This is a genomic window from Bradyrhizobium sp. Bra64 (assembly GCF_024519875.1).
Classification (GTDB): domain Bacteria; phylum Pseudomonadota; class Alphaproteobacteria; order Rhizobiales; family Xanthobacteraceae; genus Bradyrhizobium; species Bradyrhizobium japonicum_G.
In genome coordinates this window covers 97,475-116,184 of record NZ_JALJRD010000004.1, presented here as the reverse complement: position 1 = coordinate 116,184, position 18,710 = coordinate 97,475, and the positions used below count along the sequence as shown (strand labels likewise).

17 protein-coding genes and 1 tRNA gene are annotated in these 18,710 nt (G+C 65.0%); 11 read left to right on the top strand and 7 right to left on the bottom strand.

The features are described 5' to 3' along the window. Position 1: 1 nt before the first annotated feature. Together dnaG and rpoD are read left to right on the top strand one after the other, a co-directional pair. Complete coding sequence (gene dnaG, locus NR187_RS15465; protein WP_211381599.1) at positions 2-1,993, top strand: DNA primase; 1,992 nt, start codon at positions 2-4, stop codon at positions 1,991-1,993. A gap of 373 nt (positions 1,994-2,366) precedes the next feature. Then, positions 2,367-4,523: an RNA polymerase sigma factor RpoD gene (gene rpoD / locus NR187_RS15460; RefSeq protein ID WP_211381600.1), complete on the top strand. Its 2,157-nt coding sequence runs from the start codon at positions 2,367-2,369 to the stop codon at positions 4,521-4,523. Between the two features lie 115 nt (positions 4,524-4,638). Here rpoD and NR187_RS15455 read toward each other — a convergent pair whose 3' ends face one another. The 3 genes from NR187_RS15455 to NR187_RS15445 all read right to left on the bottom strand — a co-directional run bounded on the left by NR187_RS15455 (position 4,639) and on the right by NR187_RS15445 (position 7,042). Further along, entirely contained in the window at positions 4,639-4,875 is a 237-nt protein-coding gene (locus tag NR187_RS15455) for a hypothetical protein (protein ID WP_211381601.1), read from the bottom strand. A gap of 578 nt (positions 4,876-5,453) precedes the next feature. Then, the gene (locus NR187_RS15450; protein WP_211381602.1) at positions 5,454-6,398 is read right to left on the bottom strand and encodes an OmpA family protein; all 945 of its coding nucleotides are present in this window, start codon (positions 6,396-6,398) and stop codon (positions 5,454-5,456) included. Positions 6,399-6,514: 116 nt separating this feature from the next. Beyond that, complete coding sequence (locus NR187_RS15445) at positions 6,515-7,042, bottom strand: hypothetical protein (RefSeq protein WP_211381603.1); 528 nt, start codon at positions 7,040-7,042, stop codon at positions 6,515-6,517. 157 nt (positions 7,043-7,199) lie between these two features. Here NR187_RS15445 and NR187_RS15440 point away from each other — a divergent pair, with 157 nt between their 5' ends. Continuing rightward, positions 7,200-8,006 carry a lytic murein transglycosylase gene (locus tag NR187_RS15440; protein ID WP_211381604.1) on the top strand — a complete coding sequence of 269 codons (807 nt, stop codon included), beginning with the start codon at positions 7,200-7,202 and terminating at the stop codon, positions 8,004-8,006. A 63-nt stretch (positions 8,007-8,069) separates the two neighbouring features. Here the strand turns inward: NR187_RS15440 and NR187_RS15435 are convergent, their stop codons facing one another. Next, entirely contained in the window at positions 8,070-8,918 is an 849-nt protein-coding gene (locus tag NR187_RS15435; protein WP_211381605.1) for an SDR family oxidoreductase, read from the bottom strand. Positions 8,919-9,036: 118 nt separating this feature from the next. On the opposite strand from NR187_RS15435, the gene NR187_RS15430 reads away from it, so the two are divergent. The 4 genes from NR187_RS15430 (at position 9,037) to NR187_RS15415 (ending at position 12,548) form a co-directional block, all read left to right on the top strand. After that, positions 9,037-9,411, top strand: a complete 375-nt coding sequence (locus tag NR187_RS15430) for a response regulator (RefSeq protein WP_211381606.1) — start codon at positions 9,037-9,039, stop codon at positions 9,409-9,411. 79 nt (positions 9,412-9,490) lie between these two features. Beyond that, positions 9,491-10,102 (top strand): LysE family translocator, encoded by a 612-nt coding sequence (locus NR187_RS15425; RefSeq protein WP_211381607.1) that lies wholly within the window; start codon positions 9,491-9,493, stop codon positions 10,100-10,102. A gap of 576 nt (positions 10,103-10,678) precedes the next feature. Then, the gene (locus NR187_RS15420) at positions 10,679-11,890 is read left to right on the top strand and encodes a GGDEF domain-containing protein (protein ID WP_211381608.1); all 1,212 of its coding nucleotides are present in this window, start codon (positions 10,679-10,681) and stop codon (positions 11,888-11,890) included. A 34-nt stretch (positions 11,891-11,924) separates the two neighbouring features. Beyond that, positions 11,925-12,548 (top strand): N-acetylmuramoyl-L-alanine amidase, encoded by a 624-nt coding sequence (locus tag NR187_RS15415; protein WP_211381609.1) that lies wholly within the window; start codon positions 11,925-11,927, stop codon positions 12,546-12,548. A gap of 54 nt (positions 12,549-12,602) precedes the next feature. On the opposite strand, the gene NR187_RS15410 is transcribed toward NR187_RS15415, so the two are convergent. The 3 genes from NR187_RS15410 to NR187_RS15400 form a co-directional block, all read right to left on the bottom strand. Continuing rightward, positions 12,603-12,944 (bottom strand): hypothetical protein, encoded by a 342-nt coding sequence (locus tag NR187_RS15410; RefSeq protein WP_211381610.1) that lies wholly within the window; start codon positions 12,942-12,944, stop codon positions 12,603-12,605. 188 nt (positions 12,945-13,132) lie between these two features. After that, positions 13,133-14,032 (bottom strand): RNA polymerase sigma factor RpoH, encoded by a 900-nt coding sequence (gene rpoH, locus NR187_RS15405; RefSeq protein ID WP_211381611.1) that lies wholly within the window; start codon positions 14,030-14,032, stop codon positions 13,133-13,135. Positions 14,033-14,251: 219 nt separating this feature from the next. Continuing rightward, complete coding sequence (locus NR187_RS15400) at positions 14,252-15,259, bottom strand: RluA family pseudouridine synthase (protein ID WP_256806980.1); 1,008 nt, start codon at positions 15,257-15,259, stop codon at positions 14,252-14,254. Between NR187_RS15400 and NR187_RS15395 the strand changes: the two genes are divergently transcribed. From NR187_RS15395 to NR187_RS15380, 4 genes are all read left to right on the top strand, one after another. Further along, on the top strand, positions 15,258-15,602 hold the full coding sequence (locus tag NR187_RS15395; RefSeq protein WP_211381613.1) for a hypothetical protein: 345 nt from the start codon (positions 15,258-15,260) through the stop codon (positions 15,600-15,602). The genes NR187_RS15400 and NR187_RS15395 overlap by 2 nt on opposite strands. A gap of 57 nt (positions 15,603-15,659) precedes the next feature. Continuing rightward, positions 15,660-15,734: transfer RNA gene (locus tag NR187_RS15390), tRNA-Glu, on the top strand. 284 nt (positions 15,735-16,018) lie between these two features. After that, on the top strand, positions 16,019-16,231 hold the full coding sequence (locus NR187_RS15385) for a hypothetical protein (RefSeq protein WP_211381638.1): 213 nt from the start codon (positions 16,019-16,021) through the stop codon (positions 16,229-16,231). 985 nt (positions 16,232-17,216) lie between these two features. Further along, on the top strand, positions 17,217-18,707 hold the full coding sequence (locus NR187_RS15380; protein ID WP_256806979.1) for an amidohydrolase family protein: 1,491 nt from the start codon (positions 17,217-17,219) through the stop codon (positions 18,705-18,707). Positions 18,708-18,710: the final 3 nt, after the last annotated feature.

Below are 18,710 nucleotides of genomic sequence, written 5' to 3'. Positions count from 1 at the left end.
CATGCGCTTCACGCCACAATTCCTCGACGAGCTTCGCGCCCGGCTTTCGGTGTCCGAAGTCGTGGGCAAGCGCGTCAAGCTGAAAAAGGCGGGGCGGGAGTGGAAGGGGCTGTCGCCGTTCCAGCAGGAGAAGACGCCGTCCTTCTACGTCAACGACCAGAAGGGTTTTTACCACGACTTCTCCTCCGGCAAGCACGGCGACATCATCACCTTCGTGATGGAAACCGACGGCTTGCCGTTTGCCGAAGCCGTCGAGCGGCTCGCCAGTCTGGCCGGCCTGCCGCTGCCGGCGGTGACGCCGGATGCGGCGCGGCACGAGCAGCGGCGCAAGTCTCTGCATGACGTCATGGATCTTGCCGCAAAATTCTTTGCGGAGACGCTGGCCTCGCGCCTCGGTGCCAAGGCACGCGGTTATCTCGCTGACCGTGCGATCTCGCCGGCGACGCAGTTGCAGTTTCGCCTCGGCTATGCCTCGCCCGACCGCTTCGCGCTCAAGGAGCATCTCGGCCAGCTCGGAATCTCCGTCGACGACATGGTCGAGACCGGGCTGCTCGTCGCCGGCAACGACATCCCCGTGCCCTACGATCGCTTCCGCGACCGCGTGATGTTTCCGATCACGGACATGCGCGGCCGCGTCATCGCCTTCGGCGGGCGCGCGCTGGAGAAGGACGTTCCGGCCAAATATCTGAACTCGCCCGAGACGCCGCTCTTCCACAAGGGCGACAATCTCTACAATCACCAGACCGCGCGCAAAGCGACCCATGACGGCAGCGCGCTGATCGTGGTCGAGGGCTATGTCGACGTCATCGCCATGGTCACCGCGGGTTTTGCCGGCAGCGTGGCGCCCCTCGGCACTGCGCTCACCGAAAACCAGCTCGCACTGCTCTGGAAGATGGCGGACGAGCCGATCCTCTGCTTTGACGGCGACCGCGCCGGTCAGAAGGCCGCGTATCGTGCGGCGGACCTTGCGCTGCCGTTCCTCAGCCCCGGCAAGAGCCTGCGCTTTGCGCTGCTGCCGGAAGGGCAGGACCCCGACGATCTCGTGCGCTCCGGCGGTCGCGGCGCGATGGAAGAGGTGATCGCGGCGGCGCGCCCGCTTGCCGACATGCTCTGGTCGCGCGAGCTGGAGGGCGGCAACTTCGCCACTCCCGAACGCCGCGCGGCGCTGGAGGCGCGCATCAAGGAGCTCGCGGGCGGCATCCGCGACGAGGTGGTGCGGCGCTATTATCGCCAGGATCTCGCCGAGCGGCTTCAGCGCACGTTCGCGCCGGAGAGCGGGCGCGGCGGCTTCGCCGGCCGTGGCAATTTCCGGCCCAATTCCGGGGGCCGTCCGTTCCAGCCCCGTGGCGGCGGACCAGCGAATCGATTCGGCGGCCGCGGCGCGCCTGGTCCGATCCAGATACCCGCCGGCCCCTACCAGGCGGCGAGCCCCCAGCTTGCCGCGAGCCCGATCATGCGCGGCCAGCGCAGTGCCATCTCGCGCCGGGAGGCCCTGATCCTGCAGTGCCTCATCAACCACCCCTGGCTGCTGCACGATCACCTCGAGGAAGTCGCGGCCCTGGAGCTGGCCCATCCCGAGGCCCACAAGCTGCGGGCGGGCATCATCGCCGCCTTCGCCAACGACCATCACCATTCGCCGGACCCCGGCGAACGCGCCGAGAAGATGCGCGGCGATCTCGACAAGGGCGGGTTTTCTCAGGTTCTTCAGAGGGTTGAGAACGGTATCACGACCGCGGCGGTGTGGGGGGCCCGCGAGGGCGCGGCGCAGGACGACGTTCTCTCCACCTGGCACCAGCTGGTTGCCTTGCATCGGCAATACCATTCACTACTTAGAGAGTTGAAGGACGCCGAGCTGGCCTTGGGGGAGGACCCCAGCGAGGCCAATTTGGCGTGGCTGCGCGACGTCAAGGCGCGGCTGGCCGAGGTCGACGGCACCGAAGCCCTGATCGAGGGTTTTGGCGAGCTATCGGGCCGGTTCCAGAAGAGCGTGTGATGAAAGAATCATGCGGACGGCCGGGGCCGGAACCGCTAAAAGACTCGCCAAATCCAAGGTTTGGCGGCAAAAACAGGGTTAATCGAGGCTTAACGGTCTTGTAGCACTTTGGCCACCAGGCGGCCGCAGGCAGAACAGACGCGTCAGGAATGAATCCGCGCAATCGCTGTTGGCACTACACCTGCATCCGCTGCGACAAAGAGGCTGACGAAGCGTTAGGCAATTCCGGCGAGAGAAAGTTTGGGGGTGGCGAGAGATATGCGCGCCGCCCTTTCCGTGTCGAGAGCTGCCGAAGCGAGAGCGTCGGGCAACAGGTTCAAGTGAATTCAGGCAGCGGCGAACGTCCTGCATGAAGCGCGTTTAGGAGCAATGGATGGCCACCAAGGCAAAGACGCTGCAGGCGAAGGACAAGGAAAAAGACGACAAGGCAGCGGACGCGCCGGAGAAGGACTCCCAGGACGCGCCCTCGCCCTTGCTCGACCTGTCCGACGCGGCAGTGAAGAAGATGATCAAGCAGGCCAAGAAGCGCGGCTTCGTGACCTTCGATCAGCTCAACGAAGTTTTGCCGTCCGACCAGACCTCCCCCGAGCAGATCGAGGACATCATGTCCATGCTCTCGGACATGGGCATCAACGTCACCGAAGCCGACGATAGCGAAGGCGAGGAGGACAAGGACGAGGGCGGCGAGGACGAGACCGACAACGAGCTCGTCGAGGTCACCCAGAAGGCCGTCACCGAGGTCAAGAAGAGCGAGCCGGGCGAGCGCACCGACGATCCCGTGCGGATGTATCTGCGCGAGATGGGCACCGTCGAGCTGCTGTCGCGCGAAGGCGAAATCGCGATCGCCAAGCGCATCGAGGCCGGCCGCGAGGCGATGATCGCAGGTCTGTGCGAAAGCCCGCTGACCTTCCAGGCCATCATCATCTGGCGTGACGAGCTCAACGAAGGCAAGATCTTCCTGCGCGACATCATCGATCTCGAAGCGACCTATGCCGGCCCCGACGCCAAGGCCGGCATGAACAATGCGATGATCGCCGGTCCCAACGGCGAGAACGGTGAAGCCCAGGCCGAAGGCGGACAGGCCGCTGCCACGGGTGCAGCGCCCGCGCATGTGGCGCCGCCCGCCGCGCCGCCGTCGCCGACCCCGTTCCGCGCCGCGCCCGCGCCCGGCAATGCCGGCGAAGCCGAGAAGGATCCTGCGGAGTCCGCCGCCGAAGCCGACATGGACGAGGACGACGAGTTCGAGAACCAGATGTCGCTCGCGGCGATCGAGGCCGAGCTCAAGCCGAAGGTCGTAGAGATCTTCGACAAGATCGCCGACAGCTACAAGAAGCTGCGCAAGCTGCAAGAGCAGGACATCCAGAACCAGCTCGAGAGCACCTCGCACGGGCCCTCGCTCTCGCCGCACCAGGAGCGCAAATACCGCAAGCTCAAGGACGAGATCATCGTCGAGGTGAAGTCGCTGCGCCTGAACCAGGCGCGTATCGACTCACTCGTCGAGCAGCTCTACGACATCAACAAGCGCCTCGTCTCGCATGAGGGCCGCCTGATGCGCCTGGCCGACAGCCACGGCGTCGCGCGCGAGGACTTCCTGCGCAACTACACCGGCTCGGAGCTCGATCCGCGCTGGCTCAACCGGGTCTCGAAGCTTTCGGCCAAGGGCTGGAAGAATTTCGTCCACCACGAGAAGGACCGGATCAAGGACCTCCGCCACGAGGTGCATCAGCTCGCTGCGCTGACCGGCCTCGAGATCATCGAGTTCCGCAAGATCGTGCACTCGGTGCAGAAGGGCGAGCGCGAAGCCCGTCAGGCCAAGAAGGAGATGGTGGAAGCCAACCTCCGTCTCGTGATCTCGATCGCCAAGAAATATACCAACCGCGGCCTGCAGTTCCTCGACCTGATCCAGGAAGGCAACATCGGCCTGATGAAGGCGGTCGACAAGTTCGAGTACCGCCGCGGCTACAAGTTCTCAACCTACGCCACCTGGTGGATCCGGCAGGCGATCACCCGCTCGATCGCCGACCAGGCCCGCACCATCCGTATCCCCGTGCACATGATCGAGACGATCAACAAGATCGTGCGCACCTCGCGCCAGATGCTCAACGAGATCGGCCGTGAGCCGACCCCGGAAGAGCTCGCCGAGAAGCTCGGCATGCCACTCGAGAAGGTCCGCAAGGTCCTCAAGATCGCCAAGGAGCCCTTGTCGCTCGAAACGCCCGTCGGTGACGAAGAGGATTCACATCTCGGCGATTTCATCGAGGACAAGAACGCGATCCTGCCCATCGACGCCGCGATCCAGTCGAACCTGCGCGAGACCACCACGCGCGTGCTCGCCTCGCTCACCCCGCGCGAAGAGCGCGTGCTGCGCATGCGCTTCGGCATCGGCATGAACACCGACCACACGCTGGAGGAAGTCGGCCAGCAGTTCTCGGTGACGCGCGAGCGTATTCGTCAGATCGAAGCCAAGGCGCTGCGGAAGCTGAAGCATCCGTCGCGGTCGCGGAAGCTGCGGAGCTTCTTGGACAATTAATTCGGATCGTCATGCCCGGGCCTGACCCGGGCATCCATCCCAACGAAAACGGCGGGCCTGTGCCCGCCGTTTTTCTTTGTGCTGTCGCTTCGCGTGTCTCGCCGGCGGGCGGAGCCTATTTCTTCTTCGCGCCGACCCGTTCGAGTTCCTTGATCTCCAGCGGCGGGCGGCCGGATTTTTCGGCGATCTCGCGGTCCTGCTCCATGATGAAACCGCGCGCGGGCTCGTCGCCGTCGAGGCCGCCTAGCAGCTCGGAAGGCACGCGCCGGTTCGAGCGTTGGGAGCCGTCTTCATAGAAGACGTTGAAAAAGGCGAATTCGCCCTTGGGATTGGTTCCGGGTTTTTTGGCCATGGCGGCTTTTCGTCGATCAGGGCGCCATAGTCAAATGGCTTTGCGCATTGTGGGCGCGGCGCGCCCGGCCGCGGCGGGATCGATCGACGATGTCGGCTTGCAAGATGGAAAGCGTCGTGCGCCACGTAGGTCCGGCGCGGCCCTTCCTCGAATAAACGGCGGGCCGCGAAAGCCCGCCGTTTATTTTGGTCTTCCAGCGTCGCCCGGGGCTGGCGGGGCGACAACCTAGAATAGAAGACTATAACTCGAGCCATGCCGTGGCAAGATAAATGCGGAAGCGCTGATGTCGCAGCGAGCGCATCAGATATGCGCGATCGCGATATCCAGTTGCGATGCGGGCCGCGCATTTCAATTGGAAGGCCAAATCACTTGTTCATGTGTGCTGCTCTCGCAATGCAGCGACAGGTGCGCGCTTTGTCGAAAAGCGCATTTTCCTGCATGTCTTCCCGTCTGCGTGCACAGGTTGTGTTCCAATGCACGAGCGAGTTCCATGCGATGCGCAATTGCGCGTTGCAGATCGCGGCTTCCGCCTTCGCTCTCGGCGGAGAAGTCGCGCGCCTCGCAATGACAAGCAGGAGCTATGGCGCCACCAGTTCCACCCGCCTGTTGAGCGCGCGGCCGGTGTCGGTCGCATTGGAGCCGACCGGCGCCAGCAATCCGACACCGGCGGTGCGCAGCCTCGTCTGCGCGATGCGAAAGTTCTTCACCAGTTCGGCCGCGACCGCTTCGGCGCGGCGTTTCGACAGGTCGAGATTGTATTCATAGGCGCCCTGGCTATCGGTGTGGCCGACGATGAAGACGTTGAGTTGCGGCTGGCCGATCAGGAGCTTTGCGATCTGCTCCAGCGTCGGGCGGCTCTCCGGCTTGAGCACGGCCTTGTCGGTGTCGAAATAGATGCCGTAGAGCGCGATGTGACCGGTCTCGCCAAGACCCTTGGCCATCGCGGGGGCATCGACCATCTTGTTGGCGATGGCGCCGAGCTCGGCGACGGTGACCTGCGCGGTGATATCCTGGTTGTTCTGACTGACGATGACGCTGGAATAGGTCTCGCGCCCGCCCTCGGTCTTGCGGCCGGCAAAATAGCGATAGTTGAAGCCGTCGACCCACATCTGCGGCACCGGCAGCGTGTCGATGCTTTCCGTGAACGGAATGGCGCCGCAGGCATCGGTGTCGCACGCCAGCAACGTCTCGAAGCCGGCCTTCGCAAGCTGGGTCTCGAAATTGCGCGAAACCTCCAGGATCGAGGGGCCGGGATTGGTGCGATAGGCGATGCGGAAGACGCGGCCCTCGAGACGCCGCGCGTCGGTCGGCTGGCCGTCCTTGAAGGGCGCCGCCTGCATCCGTGCCGCGTCAAAATCCTTCATCACGTAGCCGGTGATGACGCTGCCGGCGAACCGGCCGATACCGGGATAGTCGCGGCTGCCTACGACATCGCGCGTCTGCGCGGAAGCTGTGATGACGGCGAGAAGGGAGAGCAGGGCGGCAAGGACGAGCGATCCGGGGCTGTTTCGCGGCGCGGGCATTGGCACTCTCTGTGGGTTGAGGAAACGGGGCGCAGACGTTAGTCGCCTGCACCACGCCGCCGGTTCTCACCGATGGCCCATTCCCTTGCCGATTGCCCGGAAAGCCGCGGCCGGTTTCAAGCCGCGGGTGCCATCCGGCTGCCTGGCTCGTGCGCCTGCGCCGCCTGCTGGCGTTCCATGATGGTCTGCCACAGCGTTGCGATGCTGGCCTGGGTCTGCGGTGCGATCAGGCAGTGGCCCTCATTGTCGAAGCCGCAAAACCGGGCCGACGGATCTTTCCGCACCTCGGTCAGCGCCTGGTTGATCATCTCCAGGCAGGTCATGACCTGACTGACGTCCTGCAGGCGGGTGTGATGCAGGATGTCCATCAGGCGGAACGTCATCACCGCGGGCTGACCGATGCTGATGCCGGGACGGCCGAGCTCGAGCAGCACGTTCACGGCGGGAAGCATGCCGCGGATGTGCTCAAGCACGCCGGCGATGTCTTCCACGCGACAGGCGACGAGATGGGCGGCCTGCGGCGGCGCGGCCGCAGGCGTCCGCGGCGCAAGGCCGAGCGAGGCGATCACCTCCTGCTCGATCCATTGCCGCACCGGTGCGGGTGCGTTGCGAATCTGCTCGGCGTTCAAGGTAATTCCGGTCATCGGCTAGTCTCCTGGGCGGCTCTGCCGTCTTGCTCAATCTAGAAGGCAGGGCGTGAGACACGTTGATGCGGATCAAGCGTGCCGCTTTGACGGTCGCCGCTTTCCCGGGCATGATCGCGCGCGCTGCTTTGCACTAGGATTTGGGAGATCGCTCGACATGCTGAGATACGCTGCGGCCACCGCTTTCATCGTCTGTCTGGCCGGCGGATCGGCGCAGGCCGCGCGCTGCGGCGGCGACTTCAACAGCTTTGTCGCCAGCATGACCTCGGAAGCGCAGGCCGCCGGCGTCTCGGCGGGCGTGACCAGCGCGGCCTTCAGCGGCATCGCCCAGGACGGCGCGGTGCTCGCCTTCGACCGGCGCCAGCGCTACACCTTCAACAAGAGCTTCGAGCAGTATGTCTCGACCCGCGTCGGTCCCGGCCGCATCAATGGCGGCCGAGCGCTGCTCCAGCGTCACGCAGCCTTGCTCTCGCGCATCGAGCAGCAGTTCGGCGTGCCGCGCTATATCCTGGTCGCGATCTGGGGGCTGGAGAGCGATTTCGGCAAGGGCGACATCGGCAAGCTGCCGGTGATCCGCACGCTGGCGACGCTGGCGCATGATTGCCGCCGCACCGAGCTGTTCCAGGGCGAACTGCTCGCAGCGCTCAAGATCGTGCAGCGCGGCGACCTTCCGCTGCGCGACCTGATCGGCGCCTATGCCGGCGAGATCGGCCAGACCCAGTTCCTGCCGTCGTCCTACATCAAATACGGCGTCGATTTCGACGGCGACGGCCACGTCGATCTCCGCCACAGCGTTCCCGACGTGCTCGCCTCGACCGCGAACCTGCTCCACACCAGCGGCTTCAAGATGGGCCAGCCCTATGGCGAAGGCACCGCCAATTTCGAGGCCATGCGCGAATGGAACAGGGCAGTGATCTACCGCAAGACCATCGGCTATTTTGCGGATCGGCTGGCAGGGCAGTGAGACCAGGCCGCTCGTCGCTGTGCTTCTCGCAATGGCGAGCAGAAACAGTGCCGCGTCACTGAGCTATTGCGCCGCCCCCTTCGTCATCTTCTCCAGCCGTCGCTGCAGCGGCGCCCAGTACGTTCCCGGACGGAAACGCTGCAGCAGGTCCATGAAGCGGGCGTCGTTGCCGATCAGGATGCGCGGCTCGTTTTTCTCGATGCCCTTGATGATGCGTAGCGCGGCGTCCCTCGGCGTGGTCTTGGCCGCGTTCTCGAACCGCTCGATCGATTGCGCGCGGCGCGCATTGTCGGTGACGCCGACGCCGGTGCGCGAATTGCGGGCGATGGCGGTGGCGACGCCGCCGGGATGCACGACCGAGAGCTTTACGGAGCTTCCCGCCACCGCAAGCTCGTGCCGCACGCTCTCGGAAAAGCCGCGCACCGCGAATTTCGCCGCCGCATAGGCCGACTGGCCCGGCGGCGCGATGATGCCGAAGATCGAGGAGAGGTTGACGATGTGCGCCGCCTCCATCGTCTTCAGATGCGGCAGGAAGGCGCGCGTGCCGTGCACCACGCCCCAGAAATTGATGTCGAACAGCCAGTCCATCTGCGCCTGGTCGATCTCCTCGAACGAGCCCATCAGCGCCACGCCGGCATTGTTGACGACGATGCCGAGCGAGGGATGCGCCATCGTCGCCTCACGTGCGAACTCTGCGATGTCGCCGGGCTCGCCGACGTCGACGCGGTGCACGCTGAACTTGCGGGCCTTGTCCGGTCCCTGGCCGATCTCGGCGGCGAGCGTCTTCAGCCCGGCCTCGTCGCGGTCCGCAAGCGCGAGATCGCAGCCGCGTAGCGCAAGCTCGATCGCCAGCGCGCGGCCGATGCCGCTTGCGGCTCCGGTAATGGCGGCGGCGCCGCGAATCGCAGTCATGATCTCCCCCCGTCAAGCCGTTCGCGTGGAACTATGATGTACATTTTTTCAAAATGGAACCGAACCGGAGGCGAATTGGCTCCTTAACTTACGCTACTCAAGCAGCATTGGAGCCGCCATGGGCCAGGCAGAACCATTTCGTGCCACTGCGTTGATCGTTGAGGACGATGCCATGCAGCGGGAGATGCTTTGTCTTCTGCTGGAGGAGAGCGGCTACCTGGTCATCCAGTGCGAAAGTGCCGAGGCCGCCGAGCGCATCCTCGACAAGGACGCGGGCGCGCTCTGCCTGATGCTGACGGACGTGCAGCTTGCAGGGCGCATGAACGGGGTCGAGCTCGCGCATGTCGCCAAGGACCGCAATCCCCGGCTCGACGTCGTCGTCACCTCGGGCCGCCCCTTGATGCAGCCCTTGCCCGCCGGTGCGAAATTCTGGGCCAAGCCGTGGGCGCCGCTCGACGTGCTGCGCGAGGCCGAGATCGCGCAGCTGTCCTGAAGGCGAGCCTGCGGGGCCCCCTTCTTGCCGGTTCTCTTGCCGACTTTCTTGCCGGGAGGCGCAATGATAAGGTCCGCCGATGACCTTGTCCTTCCTGCTCACCTCGCTCATCGTCGTCGCCTCGCCCGGCACCGGCGTGCTCTACACGCTGGCCGCGGCGCTGACGCGCGGCTCGCGTGCGAGCATCGCTGCCGCCTTCGGCTGCACGCTCGGGATCGTGCCGCACATGACGGCCGCGATGCTGGGGCTCGCCGCCGTGCTCCATACCAGCGCGCTCGCCTTCGCCGCGCTGAAATGGTGCGGCGTCGCCTATCTGCTCTACATGTCCTGGCAGGCGCTGCGCGAGACCGGGGCGCTGGCGGTCGAGGGCGAGATCAAGGAGCGGTCGAGCGGCCGGGTCATCGTCACCGGCTTCCTGATCAATATCCTCAATCCAAAACTGTCGATCTTCTTCCTCGCCTTCCTGCCCCAGTTCATCGCCGCGGACGAGCCCCATGTGCTGGCGCGGATGCTGGAATTGAGCGGCGCCTTCATGGCGATGACGTTCGCGGTGTTCGTGGTCTACGGCCTCTGCGCCGCCTCGGTGCGCGAGCGCGTCATCTCCCGTCCGCGCGTCATGGCCTGGCTGCGCCGTAGTTTTGCCGCCGGCTTCGCCGCCCTTGGCGCCAAGCTCGCTTTCGCCGAGCGGTAGGCAATAAAAAAGCGGGCCTTGTGCCCGCCATCTTCCAGCTCATGGACCTACCCGACGCCCGGGCGGAGCGAGCTCCACCCGGGCAAAGAAAAAGAAGCCTCGTTACTTCTTCTTCGCCTTCTTGGCCTTCTTCGCCTTCTTCTTCGTCGCCTTCTTCGCTTTCTTAGCCATAGTATCCTCTCAAGGGTTCATGGTTAAACGCGACACGAGGGATGCTCGGCGGAGGGCCAGCCTCGCAACATCCTCAGCGGCAAGCTCAGCAGATTCGCGCGCTTCTGCCCCGCGCTGTCATATCCGTGTCATCGCGTTATCCACAGCTCAGATGCATTTTCGGGTGATTTTCCGCCCGCGAATCCGCATCACCGCGTCGCAGCGCCATCGCCACCGACATGCCTAACGATCCGACAACGGCGCAGTCGTTCATGAATCCAAAACCAAGGGCGCGTTTTCGAGCAACGCGGTGAGACTCCGTTAAGCGCGCCGGCCGCATTGTTCCCCGCAAGAAAACGGGGACGGGGTCATGGACGGACGGCTGCAAGGGACGGGGAGCGCGCGGCTGCGCGTACCGCACGCGCCATGCTGAACGTGCCGACACTCTGGACCGTGTTCGTCGTCAACTTCCTGGCGCTGGGCCTGATCTGGGCCTACGTGACGCGCTCCTATCCGAAATTCGCGGCCGCCCGGTTCTGGATGGCATCGTCCTTCGTCGGCGCGACCGGCGCGATGGCCGCGCTGGTCCGCCTGTTCGTCACCTCCCCGGTGCCGCTCCTGTTGGGCGGAGCCGGCATCATCGCCGCAAGCTGTTTCGCCGCGATGGGCATTCAGCGCTTCTACGGCAGGCCGGTGGCCTGGCGCATGATGATTGCGACGGCTGCCCTGAGCGTCGGCGGCACCGCGTTTTTCCTGCTCGTCTTCGACCAGATGCAGTTGCGCATGACCTTCTACACGCTTGGGCAGGCCGTTCCGCTGCTGCTGGCATTGCGGCTTCTGCTGTCGCCACAGGACGGCCGCGTCAGTCCCGGCGCCTGGCTCGCCAGCATCGTCATCCTCACCATCATCGGGATCTTCGTGGCCCGCGTGGTGGGCAATCTGCTTGGCGGGGATTTTTCGGCCGTCGCCGGCAGCCAGGGCCACGCCGTCATGGTGCTCGGCCTCCTGTTCCTGTCGATGACGCTCAATTTCGGCTTCCTGCTGATGGCGATGGACCGCCTGCGCAACGAGGTTGCCGACCTCGCGCTGCTCGACGATCTCACCGGCGTCGCCAACCGGCGGCATCTGTTGCAGCGGCTCGGCGAAGAATGCGCCCGCTCGGAGCGCAGCGGCGAGCCGTTCTCGTTGCTGGTGATCGATCTCGATGGCTTCAAGAACATCAACGACACCCATGGTCATGCCGCGGGCGATGCCTGCCTCCAGCACTTCACCCTGATGGCGCAGACCCGCTTAAGGCCCGGCGACATGCTGGCCCGCACCGGCGGCGACGAGTTCTGCGTCGTGCTGCCGTCGTCGTCCTTGCGCGAGGCGGCCGCGATCGCCCGCCGCGTGCTCGAGGTCTGCCGCCAGGATGCCGCGGCCTGCAATGGCAAGGACATCCCGATCGCGATCTCGATCGGGGCCGCGCAGTGGGATCGCGACATCGGCCAGTTTCCGGACCGCCTGATCGCGCATGCCGACCACGCCCTCTACGCCGCCAAGAAGAACGGCAAGAACGACTTTGCCGTCTACGATCCGGCGCCGCCGCTCTCGCCTGAGCCGATCGGGCCGGGCAAGGCCGCACGCAAATTCGCTTGATGGCGTGCTAGGCTCGGGTCCGCACTGGACCCGCATGATGATGTCTCGCCTGCTCGCGGCGCTTTTCGCCGCCTTCCTGATCGCACCCGCCGCCGCAACGGACGCCGGGCTCGCAAAACTCGCGCGCGGCTCCGGCACGCCCGACATTCCCGGCCTGAAGATGGTGTGGCTGGCGCCATGGGGCGATGTCGCCAGCGCAAGGCCCTGGCGCAACATCATCGTGCACCAGACCGAGGGACCGGCGGGCTCGGCCCGCGGCGGCGCACAGGAGCAATCGAAGAACCCGACGCGCCGCGGCGTCACCCTCTGGGTCGAGACCGACGGCACGGTCTATTGGGCGGTCGCGGAGAATCTGGTGCCGACCCATGGCGACGGCGCCAACCGCAACGACAACAAGTACATCGACAACAGATCGACCTATCGCCAGGTCGTGCGCGACAACTCGATCGGCGTCGAGTTCGCCGGAAACTATCCCGATGTCACGGCAGGCCCGACCGAGGCGCAGGTCGCAGCATGGAAGATCCTGGTCCAGGTCCTGCGCGCGCGCTACGGCATCCCGCTCGACCACGTCTATGCGCACAACTGGATCGACTACAAGGATGCGCGCTATTGCGAAGGCTGCTGGCTTGCGACCCTGGCGAGGACCTGGGGGGAATAGAGGCCGCGCTCCCTCACCCCGCAAGCGGGGCGGGGCGGGGACGATGCGCGTCAATTACACCGGCTGCGCCATCCATCCGAAAAACCGCCGGATCAATCCCGGTCGCCGCGGCAGCCCCGGCGGATCGTCTGCCGCGAGCACGCGTTTGAAGAAGTAATCCAGAAACACCATGTCGTTCGGCTCGGTGACGGTGAATTTCTCCTCGCCGAAGAAGACACTGTAGTTGAAGAAGAACGGGCCCATGATCGGGATCGTCGCGGTCGAGGCGTAGTCCTTCGAGATCACGAACTCCGACGGTTCGAGCCCGTGCTCGCGCATCGCCTGCTCGACCAGCGGCAGCTTGCGCATGAACTGGGCGGAGAAGCCGCCGACGGTGGATTGCAGGATGATCGCCACGGTGTGTATCCGTTTGCTCGGTGCTGGTCGCTCTCATTTGGGTCGTTGACCGGCGACAAGGGTTCAAGATGCCTGGCCCGCGCCTGCGCGAACATGCTGCAAGTCACACCTCGAACAAACGCGTCACACCTCAAACAAAAAAGCCGGCGTTGCCGCCGGCTTCTTGTCTCTTTCGATCCGCCAATCTCTTACAGCGCGGCTTCCAGCGCGGCCTGTTCGGCCTTTGCGATGGTGCCCTTGACCGCGGCCTGCACCTTTTCGAAGGCGCGGACCTCGATCTGGCGGACGCGCTCGCGCGACACGCCGAACTCGGCAGCAAGGTCTTCCAGCGTCATCGGCTCATCGGCGAGACGGCGGGCCTCGAAGATGCGGCGTTCGCGCGGGTTGAGCACGCCCATGGCGCCGTTCAGGGCGTCACGGCGGTGATCATATTCCTCGTGCTCCGCCAGCATGGCTTCCTGGTTGGGCGTGTTGTCGACCAGCCAGTCCTGCCATTCGCCGGCTTCACCGTCGTCGCGGATCGGAGCATTGAGCGACGCGTCGCCACCGAGGCGGCGGTTCATGTCGATCACGTCCTGGTCCGTGACGCCGAGGCGCTTGGCAATGATCTTCACCTGGTCGGGGCGGAGATCGCCTTCGTCCAGCGCGGAAATCTTGCTCTTCGCCTTGCGCAGGTTGAAGAACAGCTTCTTCTGGTTCGCGGTGGTGCCCATCTTCACGAGCGACCAGGAACGCAGGATGTACTCTTGAATAGACGCCTTGATCCACCACATCGCGTAGGTGGCGAGGCGGAAGCCCTTTTCGGGCTCGAAACGCTTCACCGCCTGCATCAGGCCGACATTGCCTTCCGAGACGACCTCGGAGATCGGCAGGCCGTAGCCGCGATAGCCCATGGCGATCTTGGCCACGAGACGGAGATGGCTGGTGACGAGTTGGTGCGCCGCGTCGCGATCGTCATGCTCACGCCAACGCTTGGCGAGCATGTATTCCTGCTGGGGTTCCAGCATCGGGAACTTGCGGATCTCGGCGAGGTAGCGAGAAAGGCCGGATTCTCCATTGAGCACCGGCAAAGCAGCGGTACGGGCCATACTGAAGCCCTCCAAAGGTTCAGGCCCCCGATAGCGGCGGGCCAGGCAGACGACCGCTGTGTTAAAGCCGGCCGTAGCTGCGATGTTCCGCGTTGGTCATTTCCAACGCAGGCGCAATATACCCCAAAGGGGGTCGAAAAGGGAAGGATTGCTGACGTCACGTCCCCGTGTGGCAGCTATAACTTTTTGTAATGTAACGCTTTTCTTAAAGCCCCTGCGTCATAGCGCCGCTTTCAGAGCGCCTTGCAGGAGAAGCAAATCCTCCGGCAGAGGCGCCTCCCAGTGGAGTAATTCTCCGGTTCTCGGGTGCTCCAATACCAGCAGATAGGCATGCAGGGCCTGCCGCCCCAGCGCCGTCAAGGCCGCCTGCGACTCTGGGCCGAGATGGTTCGCCTTGGTCTTGAAGTGCGGGCCATAGACGGCGTCGCCCATCAGGGGATGGCCGATATGGGCAAGGTGGACGCGGATCTGGTGGGTGCGTCCGGTCTCGAGCTCGCAGGCGAGCAGTGAAGCGATCGGCTTGCCGTCGCGCCCAGCAAAGCTCTCCAGGATTTCCCAATGCGTGACGGCCTCGCGGCCGCCTTGGCGCACGGCCATCTTCTCGCGCGCATGCGGGTGGCGGTCGATCGGCGCATCCACGGTGCCGCGATGGCGGCCCGGCAGGCCCCAGGCAAAGGCCATGTAGCCGCGCCGCATTGCTCCGGTGCGGCCGTGGTCGGCGAATTGCGCGGTGAGCGAGGCGTGCGCAAGGTCGTTCTTGGCGACCACCATCAGCCCGGTCGTGTCCTTGTCGAGCCGGTGCACGATCCCCGGCCGGCGCACCCCGCCGATGCCGGAGAGCGAAGTTCCGCAATGGGCGATCAGCGCGTTCACCAGCGTCCCGGTCTCGTGCCCGGCCGCGGGGTGTACCACCAGCCCCTTCGGCTTGTTGAGGACGACGATGTCGTCGTCCTCGAACACGATATCGAGGGCGATATCCTCGCCCTTGGGCTCCGCCGGGGCCGCCTCCGGCACGTCGATTATGATCGTATCGCCCGAAGTGACGTGATAAGCGGGGTCGCGGACCGCGGTGGCCTTCAGGCTGACCGCGCCCGCCAGAATCAGGGCTTTCAGCCTCGATCGCGACAGGTCGGAAAGGTGCGCCGCCAGCACGCGGTCGAGCCGGGCCGAGCCCTCGTCGCCGCCGACCACGACCTCCAACCTTTGCGCTGAGCCTGAGTTTTCCATGACGACGTCTGATACCGCTGTTCCCGAACCGAGCCCCGAGCAGGCCGCGCTGTTCGCGCGGGTGCGGCGGATGATGCTGATCGCGGGGTTGACGACGGCGCTGGCAATCTGCGCCGTCCTGATCGCGGTGGGCTACCGCCTTTTCAAGTCGGAGGGAAGGGCGGCCGAGCCGGTCGGCGACGTCACCGCCACCCTGCCGAAGGGCGCCAGGATCGTCTCGACCGGGGTCGCCGGCGACCGGCTCGTGGTCACGCTGGACATCGGCGGGGTCACCGAGATCCGCACCTTCGACGCCCACACGCTGAAGCCGACCGGGAAGCTGAAATTTGCCAATGAGCCGTAAAAGGGCGGTTCGGGTCCTTGCGGCGGACAAATTTCGAGGTTATTGGCTAGCCCTCACGCTCCCTTCGTCTAGCGGTTAGGACGCGGCCCTCTCAAGGCTGAAACAGGGGTTCGATTCCCCTAGGGAGCGCCATCAGGCTCCATCGAGCGTTGATCTCTATCCTTTTGGCTGGTGCCAGACTCTCGCCGCAAAACGCGACCTCATCCTGAGGGCCCGCCGCAAGCGGGCGTCTCGAAGGATTGCCTCAGGCGAGTCTCCAGCCACGCCCTTCTTCATATGCTGTCTCACAGCCGGCGACAGGAACGACATTCTTCGCCTGTTGCGACCGAGGTGATCGTCGTCACAGCTCTCATCGGAGGTTTGCGCGCATCCTGTTCGTGATCGCGGATGGCCCGCGTCACCAACTGGAGACCAACATGAAACGTCCTGACGATATCGGCTTTGAAAGCCGCGAACTGTCCATCGACGAACTCGACGGCGTTGCTGCTGCCGGCCTGTTCAGCTGGATCAAGCACGAAGTGTCTTCGGCCGCGAAATGGATCGGTTCGGAGTTCGCCAAAGCCGAGAACGCCGTGAACTCCGCCCTCGGCGGCGGCCGCGTCACCATCACCATTCACCGGCAGAACTGAGCGAACGGCGTCTCCGACGCGCAACCTCCGGACCTTCGGGTCCGGAGGTTTTGAATGCCCGGCTGCACGTGAAGAATTTTCCGAAGCCGCAGCGCGGTGTCGGCTGTGACGGGCATTTCCTCGCGCTTAATGCGCTCGATCCGGGGTGCATGCCGGTGAGACAAAACACGGCAATTTGCTGTCAAGTAGCCGTCGCGAAAATATTCCACTTTACCGAAATTCGGATTTGTCGTATGTCTCGCTCATCCCAGCCCACAAAAGGGGCGGTCGTACGTCGTCACGAACGCGGGCTGGAATGCGGTGGACGCGGGCGGCGTTAAAGGCGGAGCGTAGCGTGCAGGGCGAGATGAATCTCGTGAGCACGGCACGAACCGCATCGACGGACGGCGCTCAAACCTCGCGAAGCCTCTGGCGAAGCAGGGCCATGTCCTGAAGCCTTAGGCGAAGCAGGAGGCCTGCGTACGGCGAAACCGTGTGGTCCTGGCCGTCGTTGCTACGGTCAAGCCTTTGCGAAGGCGTCATTGCGTCAACCGGCGCGGTGCCGTGCATTTCGCAAGGGTGAGGGAGGCCAGAACGAACTCGGCTCCCGGGAGAGCGCGGCATAGGCCGTCAAACCATCGCGCAGGGAAGGCCTGGTCTCGGCTGCCCTGTGTCTCCCCTGTGCATTGCGTGTGCATCTGTTCAGCATGGGGGTTTTGTGGGTGCCAGCCGGCGCCCGGTCTTCCCTGCGCCCTTTCTTCGCGAGGGGATGAAGCGAGAAAGCAAAGCTCGGGCAAAACTTGCCGCGAGGACGCGAGCGCATGTTTCCAAACGATGTGCAAACCGACCTCCCGTGTGAGCATGCTGCATCGGCATCGGCGGCGGTGGTCGTTCCCTCCAAAATCTGCACTATGCGCGCCGGGACGGTGCGCGATGCGGCCGGCTCCCTCCAAAGCTGCTGCCGGGCCTTTGGAGGTTCTGGCTTTCTGCTTTTTGGAGTGACGACATGAGCGGTTTGGTGATCTCTGGCGGCCGGGTGGTGGATCCGGCGAGCGGAATGGACGCGGTTGGCGATGTGGCGGTGGTGGATGGCAGGATTGCCGCCGTCGGTGCCTCGCTTGGCGGCGCGGAGCGGGTGATCGACGCCACCGGCCTCGTGGTCGCGCCCGGCTTCATCGATCTGCACGCGCACGGCCAGTCGATCCCTGCCGACCGGATGCAGGCCTTCGACGGGGTGACGACGACGCTCGATCTCGAGGCCGGCGTGCTGCCGGTCGGGTCCTGGTATGAGCGCCAGGCCAGGAAGGGACGCGTGCTGAACTATGGCGCCGCCACCAACTGGGCCTTTGCGCGCATCGGCGCGATGACAGGTTCCAATGCGGAGAGCTCGCTGGAGGCGTTCGGCAACGCGATGCGCGATCGCCGTTGGATGGACAACGTCGCGAGCGATACGGAAGTGGCCGGCATTCTTGAGCGGCTCGGGCGCGGCCTGAGCGAGGGCGGCATCGGCATCGGCATCTTGAACGCCTACGCGCCGGGCGCCGGCGTGCAGGAGCTGACCGCGGTCTGCCAGCTCGCGGCCAAGCAGGACGTGCCGACCTTCACCCACGTCGCCTACATGTCGCGGGTCGATCCCGAGAGCGCGGCGGAAGCCTATATCCGCTTGATCGGCTATGCCGGCGCCACCGGCGCGCACATGCACATCTGCCATTTCAATTCGTCGAGCAAGACCGACATCGAGCGTTGCCGCGTGCTGGTCGAGAAGGCGCAGGCGCAAGGCCTGCCCATCACGGTCGAGGCCTATCCCTATGGCACCGGCTCGACCGTGCTGGCGGCGGCCTTCTTCAGCGACCCCGAATTCGTCGAGCGCAACGGCACCGGTTACGATTCGGTGCAGCGCGTGACCGACGGGCACCGCTTCCGCGATCGCGAGGAGCTGCTGAAGGCCCAGGCCGACGAGCCGTCATCGCTGGTGCTCTGGCACATCCTCGACACCGAGAACAATGCGCATCATCGCGACCTGCTCGACATGTCGGTGCTCTATCCCGGCGGCGCGATCGCGTCCGACGCGATGCCGTGGACGACGTCGGACGGCAAGACCTACACCGGCGATGCCTGGCCGCTGCCGGATGATGCCACCTCGCATCCGCGCTCGGCCGGCTGCTTCACGAAATTCATCCGCGAATGGGTGCGCGAGCGCAAGACAGTGTCGCTGCTCGAAGGCGTGCGCAAATGCGCGCTGATCCCCGCGGAGATCCTGTCGCAGAGCACACCCGCGATGCGCGCCAAGGGGAAGCTCGCGAAGGACGCCGATGCCGACATCGTCGTGTTCGACTACGAGAAGCTCAGCGATCGCGCGACCTTCACGGCGATGAACCGCCCCTCCGAGGGCGTGCGGCATCTGATCGTCAGCGGCCAGCCGCTCATCACCGATGGCGTGCTGGACGTGGCGGCGCGCCCCGGCCGCCCCGTGCGCCGCCCCGTCGTCGAGGGCTGACCC